The sequence below is a fragment of the Streptomyces sp. NPDC029041 genome (genome assembly GCF_040637515.1).
In the GTDB taxonomy this organism is placed as follows: Bacteria; Actinomycetota; Actinomycetes; order Streptomycetales; family Streptomycetaceae; genus Streptomyces.
Genome location: NZ_JBEZWO010000005.1, coordinates 386,565 through 401,070 on the forward strand (window position 1 = coordinate 386,565; position 14,506 = coordinate 401,070).

The following is a 14,506-nucleotide window of genomic DNA, read 5'->3' on the forward strand; positions in this document are numbered from 1 at the left end:
GACCGATGTCATCGTTGACATCTGTCATCGTTGACAGGTGTCATCGATGACAGTGGCTGCCCGATTATGAGACGCAGCCGGGTGGCCGCGTCAACGGTCCGGGCGGGAATTGCTCTCGGCCCGCCGCCGGCGGGGCACTTGGTCACCGCCCGACCGGATCACGCCCTGCCGCACCACCCCACCGGACCCGGCTCGGACAGACGTACCAAGGGTGAAAAGTCACACGTGACGCTGTCGGCGAGGACGTGAACTGGCACTCTCATGAACGGTGTTGAACGACCCCGGCCCGGTCTTCGACCACCTCGGGGAGACGTCACGGCCTATGCGGGGGGCGCATGTGACACAGCGGCAGACTGTCGGAACATCCACCTCATCCGGTCCGGGCGGAGAGGAGCCGCCGCGCAGCCCTCCCCGTCACGTCGCGTGCGTCATGGACGGCAACGGGCGGTGGGCCGCGCAGCGGTCACTGCCGCGGACGTCGGGCCACCGTGCCGCGGAGACGGCGGTGATCGACGTCATCGAGGCGGCACGCTCGGCCGGTGTCGGCTGGCTGAGCCTGTACGCGTTCTCCACCGAGAACTGGCGCCGCCCGAGCGCCGAGGTCGACTTCCTCATGCATCTGGTGCGCCGCGTGGTGCGCAAACACGCCCCGCTGCTGCACGCGCGCGGCATCCGCTGCCGCTTCCTCGGCGTGACCGACGCGCGGGTCCCCCCGGCACTGGCCCGGGATTTCGCCGACCTGACGACCCTGACCGGCGACAACCGCGCCATGACGCTGACCGTCGCCTTCGATCACGGCGGGCGCAGGGACATCGTGGAGGCCGCGCGCTCACTGATCCGCAGCGGAGTGCCGGCCGAGGCGGTGGACGAGAAGAGTTTCGCCGCGCACCTGCCCTTCCCCGACACCCCCGACGTCGACCTGGTCATCCGGACGTCCGGGGAGCAGCGCATCTCCAACTTCATGCTCTGGCAGGTCGCCTACGCCGAGTGGGTGTTCCCACCGGTTCTGTGGCCCGACTTCCGCGCACCGCACTTCCTCGAGTGCCTGCACACCTATCGGCAACGGGAACGCCGCTTCGGTGGCGTGCTACCGCATCAGAACCATCGGAACCATCAGAACCCTCAGGACCACCGAAACCATCTAAACCATCAGGACGGAGAACCCCGACCGTGACCCACCCAGACAGTGCCCCCCTCGGCAGCACCGGTGCCGGCGGGACGGAGAGCGACGACGGCTTCCAGCAGCCGGACACCGCAGGCGGGACAGCGTCGGTGTTCGGGCCCGGATCACAGTTCCACGAGTTCTTCAACGACCCCCGCTGGGCACTGGCCATGGTCCGGGCGACCGTCCTGGAGGCGGCCCACCCGCAGATCGGGGGCGCCCTGTTCGACAACTCCACGTTCGTCGCCCATCCCTGGCGACGGCTGCGCAACACCCTCCTGAGCATGCAGCGCATGTTCGGCGCCGACGACCAGGTCCGGCAACGGGAGGCGGCCCGGCTCAACCGCCTGCACGCCCGGCTGAACGGCGCCGACCAGCAAGGCCGCCCCTACGACGCGCTCGACCCCGAGGTACGGGCCTGGGTGGTCGCGACGATATTCGAGAGCGCCGTCACCATGTGCCGGCTCAGCGGCCAGCCCCTCGACCAGCAGGCCATGGAGCGGCTGTACGCGGAGTTCCAGGCGTTCCTCGCGGCCATGGGCGACGAAGAGGGCCATCTGCCGCCCTCCTTGCACGAGTTCTGGAGCTACTACGACCGGGTGGTGGAGGAGGAGCTGGAGAACACGGAGGCGATGCGCATCGTCCTCTACAAGCTCTTCGACCACCTCCCGGCCCCACCGCTGCTGCACGGCCTGCCCACCCTGTGGGCGGCCGGCCGCACCGTCGCCGGTCCCCTCATCGGGGCCATCACCGTGGCGTCCCTGCCCGAGCCGTTCCGCCGCCGGGCAGGACTGCCGGAACTGCCCGGCACCCAGACCCTGATGCAAGGCGCCTACCTGGCCGCCAACCTGGCCCGCCTGCTGCCGGACGGCTGGCTCCAGGCAGGCAACATCATCGACCTGCTGTCCCTCTCCCACGACGGCGACGACCCCCGATCACGCACGATCACCGCCCTGCGCGACAAGATGAACCGGGCCGCAGCCCTCATCCGGCTCATCACCCCTCTCCCTCCCGAACCGGAGCCCGCCCAGGAAGGCACGACCCGGCGCAGTGCCGAGCAGTTCTTCACCGAGGTGCTGGACCAGACCGGCAACGGCTACCTGGACTGGCCCGACCTCGCCGCCATGGCCCGCGAGCTGTCCAGCCGCCTCGACCTGGACGAACCCGAGGAGACCCGGCTCTACGACGCCTTCGCCGGCTGGTGGCGCGAACTGCAGGCGGCCCTCGACACCGACGGCGACGGCCGCGTCAGCGCCCAGGAGTACGCCGCGGCCGTGCCCTCCCTGGCCGGACCCGCACTGATCAGAGTCGCCGAAGTCCTCTTCGACGCCACCGACAAGGACGGCGACCAGCTCATCGACGCGGACGAATACCGCGCCCTGTTCCGCACGGCGTTCCGGCGCGACACAGCCGGATGCGCCGGCACCGAGACGCAGTACACGCGCAGCGCGTTCATCAAGGACTTCCTGTCCTTCATGACCGGCCGCCGACGCACCACCCCCTACGACCCGCTCCTCGCACAGGCATGACGGCCGGCCGGCCGGAGGAGCGGATCAACGCAGTCCGGCGAAGAGATCGTTCTCGGGTACGGCCGCGCCGGTGGCGTCCTTGACCCGTACGAAGGTCTCCATGCCCATCAACTCGCCGAACTTCTCCTTGCCCATCTTGAGGAAGAAGATGTTCTCGCCCTGACTCGCGTGCGCGGCCAGGGCGTCGAACTTCTGGCCGCTGAACGGGGTGGTGTCCACCCACGTGGTGATCTCATCGTCGGGGAGGCCGATCTCGGCCATCGCGGCGGCCTCGGCGGGATCCGGCTCCGGCATGTCCGGATGAAACTCGCGCATGATCTCACCGAACCGCCGCATCATCGAGCGGGGCATCGTGGTCCAGTACACCTTCGGTGCCGGAGCGGTCGCGGTCATCTCCAGCGCCGCCATCGTGATCCGGTGGGCCTGGATGTGGTCGGGGTGACCGTAGAAGCCGTTCTCGTCGTAGGTGACGACCACGTCGGGCCGGTACTGCCGCATGAGTTCCGCGAGCCGGGCCGCGCCCTCCTCCACGGGGGTCTGCCAGAAGGACCCGGGGGCGTCGTTGCTCGGCCAGCCCATCATCCCGGAGTCGGAGTAATCCAGCGTCACCAGATCGCTGACTCCCAGGACGTCACAGCTCGCCTCGAGTTCCCGACGGCGCATCGAGGCGACCGCCGTCGGATCGTGCCCGGGATCGCCGGGTTTGACACCCCCCGGTCCGTCACCGCAACCGCCGTCGGTACACGTCACGAGAACCGTGCGGACGCCCTCCGCCGCATACCGCGCCAGGACCCCTCCGGTTCCGGTGGCCTCGTCATCGGGATGGGCGTGTACGGCCATGAGCGTCAAGGGCCGGTCAGTCATGCAGCAGTCCTCCTGGAGAGATACGTCTCGGTCCGAGTGCGTGGCGGGCCTACCGCGTTCCTGGGGCCCACCCTGGTGAACCGGACGACCACCGGGCCCCCGAGCCGGCCGCCCGCGCGCCACCGGTCCCTCGACCGATCCAACCGCGCCGGCAGGGCCGGGTGTTCCCGACGGGGCCGCTTGGTCCTCTCGGCACGCCCCGGGCAGAAAGGCGGAGCCTGCTGCGTATGCACTGGTGCGTGGGCACTTGACGCAGGGGAGGTCCCCAGCGCTCGCGGGCATGGTGGAGGCACAGGCCGACGCGATCCTGGAGTGCGGGTATGAGTGCTGGATCTCCCTGGCCGACAGCGGGGTGGTGATCGAGTTCCAGGACGGCGAGGGGTTCACGGCCGGGCGGGCGCCGCCAGTGACCGCCCGACAACCCGCGCGCCCCCCGCTTCCGGGCCGCTAGGGCAGGTCTCGGCGGACCAACGCCTGAGCGAAGGGTTCTCCGGTGGCCCGGGCGAAGGCCATCCGCTCGCGCACTTCGCTGAGGGTGCGTGGGCGGTATCCGGGGCCGCCGCAACAGCTCTTGTGGAAGCGCACACCGGCGTGCAGCAACACGGAAAGGGCACGCCAGGCAGCGGTGTCCCGCCTCTTGGGTGCCGCGAAGGCGGAGCCGACATGGATCAGAGGTTCGGCGCAGCGTGGACAGACCCGGTCGTGGTCGTGGAGGCCGGGGTAGGGCTGCTTGTACGAGGCCCGGCAGGGCAGGCAGACATACGAGGTCTTTCCGTGGGCCATGCGGCCAGGATAGAGCCGTCGCAGGATCGGACTCGACGGAGTTTCGGCCGCACCCGCCACGCAGGGGCGTAGGACGTGACTGACACCCGCACCCGGCGCGGCTCCGGCCCGGAAGGCCTCCGCCCCGATCCCGCACGGCGGCCACGAGGTCAGACCAGCCGACCGTCCTCGTACAACGCGTCGAAGACCAGCGCGTCGATGACGGAGACGCGGTCCCGCTCGGCGTAGCGGAACCACGCCTTCTCGGCGATCTCCCGTGCCGGGGTCAGCTCGCCGCGGTGATCGGCGGTGTAGCAGACCATCCGGAACGGACCGTGCTCCGGATGGCCCTCGCCGATCTCGAAGGTGCCGAAGTGCACCATGGACCGGGGGTCGATCGCCGCCCGCAGTTCCTCGTCGATCTCCCGCACCAGGGTCTCGCCGTCGGACTCGCCCGGCTCACGGTGACCCCCTGGCAGGTAGAACCGATCCCTGCCGTGACTACGCGCCACGAGCACCAGACCGTCCCGGACCAGGACCCACGCCACCTTCTCCGGCACACCGCTGCCATTGGCCATGACGGGACCGTATCGGTGCCCCGGCGGTACCCGAACCTGCCACAAGCGCTACGGGGAGTTCGATCAAGTTCCGCTCCAGCTGCCCTCAACGACTGTGCGACGGCCGGAATGAGACGCGTACGTAGTGGGGCACGAAGGTTTCGCGCAGAACCGTCTGCGCGGCGGCCTGTTGGGCGCGCTTCCAGCGGTCTCGGTCCACGACGAAACGTTGCGACGATGCCGGCAAGCGCACCGGCTATGGCACCTTGGCGAACGTTGGGTTACTGATCTCCGGGGTGGGCCGCTTCGCCGTGGTTCCCCGCTGTTTCTCCGCTCGTTCTGGTGCGGCAGTCGTGCGGGGCTTCGTCGATCACGCGGGTCGCAACGCCGCACTGCTCGGCCGCGCGAGACCAACACCCTTTTGCGCACACGTCCTGGCAGTCAGTCGCCCATGAACCCAGGTGAACGCCCCGCACACAATGAACGAGCGTGCCCGTTACGGAAGGAGACGGACACTCATAACTCGGGTGACGATCGGCTGCGGCCGGCGCTAACGTGCGGCGGTGATCAGCAATGAGGGAGTACGCCTGGGTGCGGAGGCCGCACGCCGCCTGGCACACACAGGCCTCTATGAGTTCGAGCCGGGGCTGACGGACGCCGAGTTCACGCGTATCGAGCGCGACTACGGCTTCGAGTTCGCGGACGATCACCGAGCATTCCTTGCGGCCGGCCTCCCGGTCAACGTCCCTCCCGAGGACGGGCAGACCTGGTCCAGGCCCTGGCCGGAGTGGCGCGGCGGCGATGTGGACAGCTTGCGTCGACAGCTCGACTGGCCGGTCGAGGGCGTTCTGCTCGACGTCGAGCACAACGGGTTCTGGTACGAGGGCTGGGGCGAGCGCCCAGCTGACGGAACGGCGGCACTGGCTACGGCCCGGCATCATCTGGCGGAGGCGCCGGTGCTGGTGCCCGTGTATGCCCACCGATACCTGCCTGCCGGCCGGGGAGGCTTCGGGCATCCGGTGCTCTCGATGTGGCAGACCGACATCATCTACTACGGCCGGGACCTGGCCGACTACATGCATCAGGAGTTCGACGAGGCGCGGAGCGAGGTCGACGATGACTGGAGCCCGCGAGCGACGGCCCCCTTCTGGCGGGATCTTCTCTAACCCGGGCATGCTGGTGACCTGCGGTTGTGCCCTCATACTCCAGCCGTAGATCGTTATCTCGGTGGTGAAGCGCGCGGAGGCGGCAGGGGGCCAGCATGGATTATCTCGCCCGAGACCGCCCACGCCGTCGCGGGCGTCGGCTTCTTCTTCGTCTACCCGGGTTCACCGAGACGGAGGGCGTCCCCTATCTCGCTGAGCTTCGCGGTGGTTGCCGGGGTCCACTCCTGCGCTTGTTCAGCGAGTTGAAGGGCTTCGTCAATTTCGCTGAGCTTCGCCGAGGACAGGACGGTCTCCCGCTCTATCAGGTCGTCTCGGGACACGGTGGTCAGCCACGTGCACGGGGTGAAGCCGGGACGCGGCAACGCGAGCCGCAGCACGCCTTCGAAGGGAGGTCCTTCACGGGCGCCCACCGTCACTTCGATGCCCAGACCGCTCATGTCGACGCTTGCCGGAGCGACAACCTGCATCACCCGGATCCCCGACGTGCCCTCTCCCGACAGAACTACGACCAGCCTCCGCTCGTCGAACTGAACCCACCAGACTTCGCCACGTTGCACAAGTCCTCCAGATCCAGGACGGCAGACAGACGCTGCGCGACCCTGACGCGCTGTGGAGACGGGTGCGGCCACTGTTGATCATCGGCGTGTGAAAACAAACGATCATAAGGTGGCCGCAGGTCACAGCGTAGACCCTGCCCGCTGGCAGGAAGCGTTCGAAGGCTTGATGAGCCGGATAGCGGGACGGTTCACGCGCATCAAATCCCGGCGCATGGAACGAAAGTTGGTACTCGGCCTGCTGTCCGACCTGCGGCGCAAGAACTGCTGGACCATCGCCGAGTGGGCCGGGGATAGGACGACCCGCATTCGGCACCCCGCTCGACCCGGACAACTACGACTACGAAGCGGCCGTGCTCTGTTCGCGCACGCCGGTCCGCTGTGGCGGCGCTTCTCGACCTACCTGCGCCGGGAGGTCGCCAAGCGCGCCGGGCTCCCTCAGCGGGCCTTCCGTGAGTACGCCCGGGTGCCCTTTGCCAAGGTCGCCGAGAACCAGAAGCGCGAAGCCGTCCACTCCCATGCCGTCATCCGCATCGACGGTCCCGAGGGCGGCGACACCCCGCCACCTGCCTGGGCCACGGCCGAGCTGCTGACCGACGCCATCCAGGCCGGCCACCGCCGCCGCTCGCGTGGACGGCCCGGTCATCGACGGGCGGGCGCATGCCTTCACCTTCGGCCGTCAGCTCGACGTGCGCACCATCCGCTCGGCCGACTTCGACGGCGCCAGGAACTGACCGAACGAGCCGTCGCCGCGTACATCGCGAAGTACGCCACCAAAGGCGCTGAGACCGCGACGGGAGCTCTGGACAGGCCGCTAAGGTTCCTCGCCGAACTCGCCGAACTCGCCGAACTCGCCGAACTCGCCGAACTCGCCGAACTCGCCGAACTCGCCGAACTCGCCGAACTCGCCGAACTCGCCGAACTCGACATCAGCGACCACGCCCGCCGACTCATCCGCACCGCCTGGACCCTCGGCGCACGCAAGGACCTCGAACACCTCCGCCTGCGGGAGATGGGCCCACATGCTTGGCTTCCGCGGCGGAGATGTGGATTCCGCGCGGACTTTAGTGACACGACCTGCACACGGCGAGGGCCAGCCGGGAGGAAAATTCTTCCAGGCTGGCGCTTTCTTCGTGCTCGCAGCAGGATTTGCCCCTGCGACGCGCTTCAAGAGATCATTCGGCGGTTCCGCTGGCCAGCAGTGAGGCTCGTCCGGCGCCTGAGAACGGTGCGCGATCGGCTGTCTCGGTACGGAGAACGTGCTGGTGTTGCCGCCCGGCTCCCGGCGCCACCCTAGTTGGTAGCCTCCAGGTGACTCCTGAAGCGCTTGCGTTGAGCCGAAACGATGAAGGCGTCGTATGCCTTCAAAAGTTCGTCATGTGCAGTGGAAATCTGCTGAACCGCCTTGTGGTGCACCTCAGGACGCTCATCCCGCCACTCTGGCGGAATCGTGTACCGGCTACTGTGAGGGACAGGGAAGATATTCGGGCCGATTCGATCGCGAAGAGTCCCAAATCTCTGGATCAAGTCCTTATACATCGTATTTAGTTCGGCGTCATCGAATCCCCTCGGATCTCTGTCGCAGAATTCGATGAACTGGTCCAGTAGGCTGAGCTGGCTACCTTCATAGGAAGTCACCAGGAAACCATTCCGTAGCCAGACGAGTAGATCACTCTGAGGGGATGCGCGCTGATTAATAGCTTGGAACATGTCCGCATCATGAGTGGATGGCTCGGCCAAGCGTGCTTCGAGATCAGAAATTTTCGATTTCTGGGATACTAGAATGTTCGAGAGGGTCAGTACGATAGCCACTAATGCTAGGCCCGCAATGGCAAGGCTCATGTAGTGTTCACGCAGCCAGCTCCTCGTATCCGACGAGACCAAAAACAGCACGGCAGCAGTCACGTCTGCGATCGTGCCTAAAACGAGCATTACAACAGATGTGCTCACTCGTTCACTGACCGACTGAGATGACATCCCTCCCCCTTACTGGATACTCAACGGGCCGAAGCTGACACACTACTAAACCCACTGTCATCTTTTTGTCTAGATGATGTCACGCGTTACCTGGAGCACTTCGCCGCTCCCGGCCGCGACGGGCGGTTCTCGTCAGGACACAAGGTGGACAACAGCGGCGGAGCAACTGACGGGACGACTGTTCAAGGCCCGGAAGACTCTGGGCGTCACGGACTTCAACGATATGCGGCACACGGGCAAACGCTGGCCTCCACAGCTGGGGCCAGCGCGCTGGGGCTCATGACGCGGATCGGGCACCGCAGCTCTCGGACCGTGCTGATCCACCTCCCCATGACCGGCGACCGGGACCGGGCCATCGTCGATCGACTCGAGGTCATGCTTCCCGACGGTGGGGGAGGGGTCTCCGGCTAGGAGAGGTGGCAGCTACGCGGCATTAGCGGCACGCGTGTGGCACGCCCCCGATAACGACGAAGGGCCAGCCTGGGAGGAAACCCTTCCTGAGCTGGCCCTTCTGGCTGTGCCCCCGGCAGGATTCGAACCTGCGACACCCGCTTTAGGAGTTTGATCCGGGCCCGCTTCGGCTGCCACCGCTCACTGACACGACGGCCGGACAAGGCCGCTGGGGTACGCCTCCGTCCGGCGCCGTTGATGTCAGTTATGGATTTCAGAGACCTGCTGATCCGTAGCTCCAATCGGGATCGGTCAGCGCCGGTCATTCCGGTCGGTTGGCGGTCCCGGGGAGGCGCTACCGGACGGGATCGGTTGCTGTGGTTGCTGTACTGGGCTTTCAGAAGCGATGCCAATTGATGCTCGAAGTTTCGTCTTTCAACAGAATCCGCCAATAGCTCAGCTTCGCGAAGCTGAGGTCATCGAGTACGAGCCTCAGCTCGTCAGGGCCATCCCCGATTTCCTGTAGATCTACCTGAAGGCGCATCGCTGCGCCTTTCATTTTGTTTCCTCCAGCGTGATTCACCGCCACCATAGCGGCACGAAACCCCGCGATAAGGGCCGTACCTGGATTTACAAGGTACGCTGCATCGATCGCGTATTGGAGTGGCGCACGAACCTTCTTTGCATTGAGGTGGAGTCGTAGCGGGTCGGCGTCAGTGACATCCCACTCTCCGCTCCATGATGAGAAATTCATTTTCATCAATGCATTGGCCTCCCTCCACCGGAAAGCGAAAGAGCCATTGCGCGACAATTCCCAGACGCCAATCCCCTTGACGGCCCCTTTTCCGTCGAACGTGTGTGTCCACGTTCCCGAAAGGCGACCCCTGGCGGATTGCTGTGCCATGTCGACCGCTGCCCCCATCCCCCTTGTAGCTGGATCACTTATTATTCCACTGGTCTAGGGGAATGGAAATGAAAACGAACGTTCGAAACAGTGATACCTTTCTTCACTTCTCTGCTGTAGACACTCACTGCTCCCGAGTAGCCCACGCCACTTTCAGATCCGTACCTCTACGCGGATTGATCAGTAGTGGTCGCACGGCGCCTCTTGATGTCCTCTTCGGGCGCTTTCAGGCTGTGCCGATTGTTGCGGTTGTCGGCACTCGGCTGCTTGTACTGAAGAGACGTCACGTCAAACCGAGTGATGTGGAAGCTGAGCGCTCCATCGGGCTACGGGTTGGTCTCCTCGGCCTCTGAAGCGGAGCCCCTCTGGGCCGGCGTCTCATAGGGCCGACTGTCGGTAGATCGGTTACTTGCGCCCTCAGCTTGGGAAGCTTGGGTTCTCAGTGGGGGCTGCGTGGCTGGACTGCGGCGGAGTGGGCGCGGGGCCTGATTGGCCGGCGGCCTGGTCCCGCCGGTCCCCGCGGTTCCCCGCACGATCTGGCACGGGATCGACTGTCCGACGAAGAAGATCAACCGGAGACGCGAGGTCTTCCGGCGTTGACGGCGCACATTCCCGGCCGCTGCGGCGAAGTCAACGCGCAGCGTACGGACGGACGTTGAGGTTCGGAGTGTGTCCAATGGCGGTCGGCTTCCGGCAAGATTGCACAGCACTGGCAAGGTCGAAGTCGGTTACCCACGACCTGCCAGGGAAAGATCTCGAGTGCATCTCAGTGAGTCGGAGGGGGCTGCTCATGAGCGGTACATCACGGTCGCGTCACGACGGGACAGAGTCGGGGTCGCCGCCCGAGTGCGGCTCCGATCGTTTCAGCGATGGCCCCCCTGATCCCCTCGCCTCGCTGCTGGCCAAGGTCAACAGGGGGGAACACATTTCGACTCCTGAAGACAACGCGGGCGGCGAAGACCGCGACCCCCATGACGAGGAATGGCGGGAACATGATCGCCACGGTCCCTATGCGCAGGGACGTCGCCGGAGGAACTAACGCTCAGGGCGGAGTCCCGTCTGCGGCAGCGCAGGCTGGGACTTGTCGTGGAGCGTGTTGCCTCCAGTGCATCAGTTCGGGCGAGGCGCAGAAAGAGAATAGGGAAGCGCTCTGAACTGCGCTGATCCGCGCACTGAACGCTCAGACGAGCGATCTTGAAAACCGTCGTGGCAGCGATGTCACCGTGGGTTCAAATCCCACCGCCTCCGCGCTGAGAGCAGCGTGAACGGCCCCTGGCCAGGAACATCGGTCGGGGGCCTTCCCCATGTGCGGTACCTGCTGGCGACCGTGGTTCCCCGTGAGTTACCGGTCTATCGGGCACGGATGGGGCACGGCTTCAGTCGCCCTGGAACCACAGATAGCTGCCTGGAGTGCTCGCGCACGGCTCCAGCACCCTTGCAAGGTCGTCCAAGGCAGCGAGCTGACGCTCATCGGTGCACCGTTGCCGTAGAGCGGGGATCTCACCGAGGGCAACGGCAGCCTCCTGCTCGTTCATCAGAGCGTCCCCGTACAGATCTACGGCGGTCAGCCGCCCAGGCACTCCGAGCAGCTGGAGCGAGACGATCGCATCGGCCAACGCGTCCCCGTGCCCGTACGAACTCTGTAGCAGCGTCGCTCGCGACTTGCGCCAGTTACGCGTTGGCCGTGCTGAGTGCAGCTCCACGTCTATCCCCACGGGCTCATGATGCCTGCTACAGAGGCTCAGCATCTGATCCGTAGCTCTAGAGGGATCGGTCAGCGAAGGTCATACAGGCTTCCGCGAGGACCATGAGAGCCGGGGCAGGGTGCTGGCGGTTCCTGGGGTTGCTGTACTGCACTGCTGTACGGCGCGGCTCCGAGGTACTGCTTGACTGATCTTCTCTAGAAGGTCCTAGTCCCCTCAAAGACCCTACAACCCGGCGCCACCATCCTGAGCCGGAGCGCTAATCAGAGTCAGCGAATAAACCCGAATCCGGAGAGGTCCCGTAGCTTCATTCGCAAGGGCGGATTTTACTGCTGCCTAAATAAGATCAACAAGAGGCGCGCCGCCCATGGCGGATTGCACAACTCTATCTCATATGGCGGCTACAGGCTGCTGGTTCCGTCACCCATCCAGGCTTACCAAGTTGCCGAATAAGACGAGCTCGATTACCTTCAGATAAACTCGATTACCTTCAGATAAAGGTGACTGGAGGGAATGTGGGCGGCATCTCCAATGGTGAAGAAAAAGAGAGTGGCGCGAACAAGAATCAACTCATAAACCGCGATAGGATTTCGATTAACACGGCCCTCACATTGATGGGTTTTACCCTCTATGGCGCGGTCCGGTTCGGCCAACTCTCCTTCTACTCTGCCTTGGGGATGACCCCTGAAGATGTAGGCATGACGTTCGCCACGACCATCGCGAGAGCCATTTGCGCTTTTGTTGGATTTGGTGCAGGATTGGCGTTGTGCGTATGGGCTACCTGGCTCTTCTCAAGGGGGACCCTCCCAGCGCTCCTGGGAGCTCTGGTCTTGGCATACTCTGGATCCTTCTTCCTGACCTTCTTCACCGAATGGGACTTTAAGGATTGGTTCAGATATGCAGTAATAGCGCTTGCTGCGCTCTCCGTTGCAGGGTTCGTAATCCGCTGTGGCGAGATTCGTGCCCGGAGGGTGATGCAAAGTGTACGGAAGCAGAGAATGGCACTACTGACTACCGTTATCCTGCTGCCCCCTTTGGTGATTGCCTATGCGGTTTGGAGTGGGATTAGGGCTGCCGAGATCGTGCAGAATGGGGAGCTCCTTGAAGAGGTGACAGGATACGGCGGTTTCTTGGGCGTGGAGACCAGGTATGTTCAGCGTTTCGAGGCTCTAAAAGCGGAGTTCAAAAAATCGGAATGCTCAGATGCGGAAGAAAAGTATTGCTCCCTGATCTACCTTGGCGTAAATCAAGGGATCTATTACCTTTATGATTTCGACAAGTCGCAGGTTTTGCGCATCCCGATCTCGCTAGTGCGTATCGACACCCTCTGGTAAGGGTCAAGCCCCTTCCACCGTCCCGCCCTACGACCGTGATGCCAAGCGAGCGCTTCAACGCCGTGATCACACCAGACGGCAAGATCACGGCACTGACCAGCGCTTACGGAACAACCCTCCCCCTGCCGCCGCGATTCGCCGTTACTCACATCATGAGAGGCGCAGGCAAAAGCGCAGCTAAAGGCTGTCCCGTAACTGTCGATGCTGCGGTGTGGATTGTCGGCACGGCCCGCCGAGTCGACTTGTTGTGTCATGCAGTCCGGACGCTGCGGCGCAGTGATGTTCAGAGCGTGTTGAGGTCGGCGGCGGAGGCGATGGCGTGGAATCCGGCTTCATTAGGGTGCAGGCCGTCCTGGAAAACGTAGCCGGGGCGGGGCCGGGCGGGATCGGCGGGCCCCGCGAGGGCACGATCGACGTCGAGGACAGCGTCGTATGCGCCACCGGTGCGAATCCAGTGGTTGACAGCGGTCCGGACCTTTTCGCCCTGCTTGCTGTAAACGGGGAAGAGGGCGCCCTTCATGGGCAGGATGGTCGCGCCGATGGCCTTGACACCGCGGGCGTGGGCGGCGCGGATCAGCTCTTTGTGGGCTTGGATGATCTGGTGTGCGGTCACGTGGGGTGCGGGGTCCATGCAGGGGTCGCCCATCTCGGGGGCACCGATGTCGTTGGCGCCCAGGTGGATGATCACCGCGCGCACGCCGGGGCGGTCGAGTACGTCGCGCCGGAAGCGGGCCGTGGCCTTGTCCCCGTAGCAGGGAGAGTCGTTGAGGATCCGGTTTCCGGCGATGCCGGCGTTGACGATGTTTAGCGGACGGCGGGCGGCCACGAGGCGTTCGGCGAGCTTGTCCGTGAAGCGGTTGTCGGCGCCGGGCATGGCCCCTGTGCCGTCGATGAGCGAGTCACCGAAGGTGACTACTGTGCCGCGCGGGGAAGCGGGGCCGGCAACCTCCACTCCGCTTAGGAAGTACCAGGCGTTCGTGGACTCCTTGAAGGCGGCGCCGTCGGAGTCGGTCAGATGGCGTCCGTTGGCGCGGTACGAGGTGGCGGTGGTGAACCGGTGGAAGGTGGCCGGGCCAGTGCGGTCGGCAAGGTACAGGGTGACGGTCAGTTTCTCCAGCGGGGAGGTACTCAGGGCTTCGGCATCGCTCACGATGTCCCGCCCGGGAGCAATGGTGGTGCCCCGGCTACCGCCGAATGTCAGGGCGCGTGCTGTGCCGGGCCAGACTTGCGCGTCGCCGCCGGACCGGCCGACGGTCGCGGCAGTGACCCGCAGCGGCGTGGTGCCGTAGGAGTTGGACAGCCGGATTCTTAACGTGGAACCGCCGGTTGCGATACGGACCACTTGGCGTATGGACTGGTCGGCGAATCCCTGACGTGACCAGTTTGGGCCCCAGTCCTCGCTGCCCTCGACGGGCTGCTGCATGGCTGTACCCCATGCCCCGGTCCACACCGCCTCTTCGGCGGCGCGCGGCTGCTGCCGCGCGTCCTGGTGTGCCACGGCTGCCGCCGAGACAACGAGCGCCGTGAGGACCGCTGTGGTGGCGGCGAACGTGCCTCGTCGTCCCGTCTTCTTCCATGGGTGCGGCTTTGCTGTATGCATCGGG

13 protein-coding genes and 1 pseudogene are annotated in these 14,506 nt (G+C 65.1%); 7 read left to right on the forward strand and 7 right to left on the reverse strand.

The genetic code is table 11. The features are described from left to right. Nucleotides 1-337 precede the first annotated feature (337 nt). A complete protein-coding gene (gene uppS / locus AB0F04_RS15120; protein ID WP_362041500.1) occupies nucleotides 338-1,174 on the forward strand; it encodes a polyprenyl diphosphate synthase in 837 nt (278 codons plus the stop codon). Between the two features lie 98 nt (nucleotides 1,175-1,272). Continuing rightward, nucleotides 1,273-2,691 (forward strand): oxygenase MpaB family protein, encoded by a 1,419-nt coding sequence (locus tag AB0F04_RS15125; protein WP_362041952.1) that lies wholly within the window; start codon nucleotides 1,273-1,275, stop codon nucleotides 2,689-2,691. A gap of 24 nt (nucleotides 2,692-2,715) precedes the next feature. Here AB0F04_RS15125 and AB0F04_RS15130 read toward each other — a convergent pair whose 3' ends face one another. Then, the gene (locus AB0F04_RS15130; protein ID WP_362041502.1) at nucleotides 2,716-3,555 is read right to left on the reverse strand and encodes a PIG-L family deacetylase; all 840 of its coding nucleotides are present in this window, start codon (nucleotides 3,553-3,555) and stop codon (nucleotides 2,716-2,718) included. 280 nt (nucleotides 3,556-3,835) lie between these two features. On the opposite strand from AB0F04_RS15130, the gene AB0F04_RS15135 reads away from it, so the two are divergent. Beyond that, the gene (locus AB0F04_RS15135) at nucleotides 3,836-4,006 is read left to right on the forward strand and encodes a hypothetical protein (protein WP_362041504.1); all 171 of its coding nucleotides are present in this window, start codon (nucleotides 3,836-3,838) and stop codon (nucleotides 4,004-4,006) included. On the opposite strand, the gene AB0F04_RS15140 is transcribed toward AB0F04_RS15135, so the two are convergent. Together AB0F04_RS15140 and AB0F04_RS15145 are read right to left on the reverse strand one after the other, a co-directional pair. Beyond that, a complete protein-coding gene (locus AB0F04_RS15140) occupies nucleotides 4,003-4,338 on the reverse strand; it encodes a deoxyxylulose-5-phosphate synthase (protein ID WP_362041506.1) in 336 nt (111 codons plus the stop codon). The two genes, AB0F04_RS15135 and AB0F04_RS15140, sit on opposite strands and share 4 nt — an antisense overlap. 149 nt (nucleotides 4,339-4,487) lie before the next feature. Next, complete coding sequence (locus AB0F04_RS15145; protein ID WP_362041508.1) at nucleotides 4,488-4,895, reverse strand: NUDIX domain-containing protein; 408 nt, start codon at nucleotides 4,893-4,895, stop codon at nucleotides 4,488-4,490. A 542-nt stretch (nucleotides 4,896-5,437) separates the two neighbouring features. Here AB0F04_RS15145 and AB0F04_RS15150 point away from each other — a divergent pair. Further along, entirely contained in the window at nucleotides 5,438-6,040 is a 603-nt protein-coding gene (locus AB0F04_RS15150; protein ID WP_362041510.1) for a hypothetical protein, read from the forward strand. A 152-nt stretch (nucleotides 6,041-6,192) separates the two neighbouring features. Here the strand turns inward: AB0F04_RS15150 and AB0F04_RS15155 are convergent, their stop codons facing one another. Continuing rightward, entirely contained in the window at nucleotides 6,193-6,597 is a 405-nt protein-coding gene (locus AB0F04_RS15155) for a type II toxin-antitoxin system PemK/MazF family toxin (protein ID WP_362041512.1), read from the reverse strand. A 109-nt stretch (nucleotides 6,598-6,706) separates the two neighbouring features. Here AB0F04_RS15155 and AB0F04_RS15160 point away from each other — a divergent pair. Continuing rightward, nucleotides 6,707-6,895 (forward strand): annotated as a pseudogene (locus tag AB0F04_RS15160) (IS701 family transposase); the annotation flags it as partial. Nucleotides 6,896-6,997: 102 nt separating this feature from the next. Then, nucleotides 6,998-7,891, forward strand: a complete 894-nt coding sequence (locus AB0F04_RS15165) for a replication initiator (RefSeq protein ID WP_362041955.1) — start codon at nucleotides 6,998-7,000, stop codon at nucleotides 7,889-7,891. On the opposite strand, the gene AB0F04_RS15170 is transcribed toward AB0F04_RS15165, so the two are convergent. Both AB0F04_RS15170 and AB0F04_RS15175 read right to left on the reverse strand, forming a co-directional pair. Beyond that, entirely contained in the window at nucleotides 7,888-8,499 is a 612-nt protein-coding gene (locus AB0F04_RS15170; RefSeq protein ID WP_362041513.1) for a hypothetical protein, read from the reverse strand. The two genes, AB0F04_RS15165 and AB0F04_RS15170, sit on opposite strands and share 4 nt — an antisense overlap. Before the next feature lie 859 nt (nucleotides 8,500-9,358). Next, nucleotides 9,359-9,865, reverse strand: a complete 507-nt coding sequence (locus AB0F04_RS15175) for a hypothetical protein (RefSeq protein WP_362041515.1) — start codon at nucleotides 9,863-9,865, stop codon at nucleotides 9,359-9,361. A gap of 2,218 nt (nucleotides 9,866-12,083) precedes the next feature. Between AB0F04_RS15175 and AB0F04_RS15180 the strand changes: the two genes are divergently transcribed. After that, entirely contained in the window at nucleotides 12,084-12,902 is an 819-nt protein-coding gene (locus tag AB0F04_RS15180) for a hypothetical protein (protein ID WP_362041517.1), read from the forward strand. 283 nt (nucleotides 12,903-13,185) lie between these two features. Here AB0F04_RS15180 and AB0F04_RS15185 read toward each other — a convergent pair whose 3' ends face one another. Continuing rightward, nucleotides 13,186-14,502 (reverse strand): SGNH/GDSL hydrolase family protein, encoded by a 1,317-nt coding sequence (locus AB0F04_RS15185; protein ID WP_362041519.1) that lies wholly within the window; start codon nucleotides 14,500-14,502, stop codon nucleotides 13,186-13,188. Between the last annotated feature and the right edge of the window lie 4 nt (nucleotides 14,503-14,506).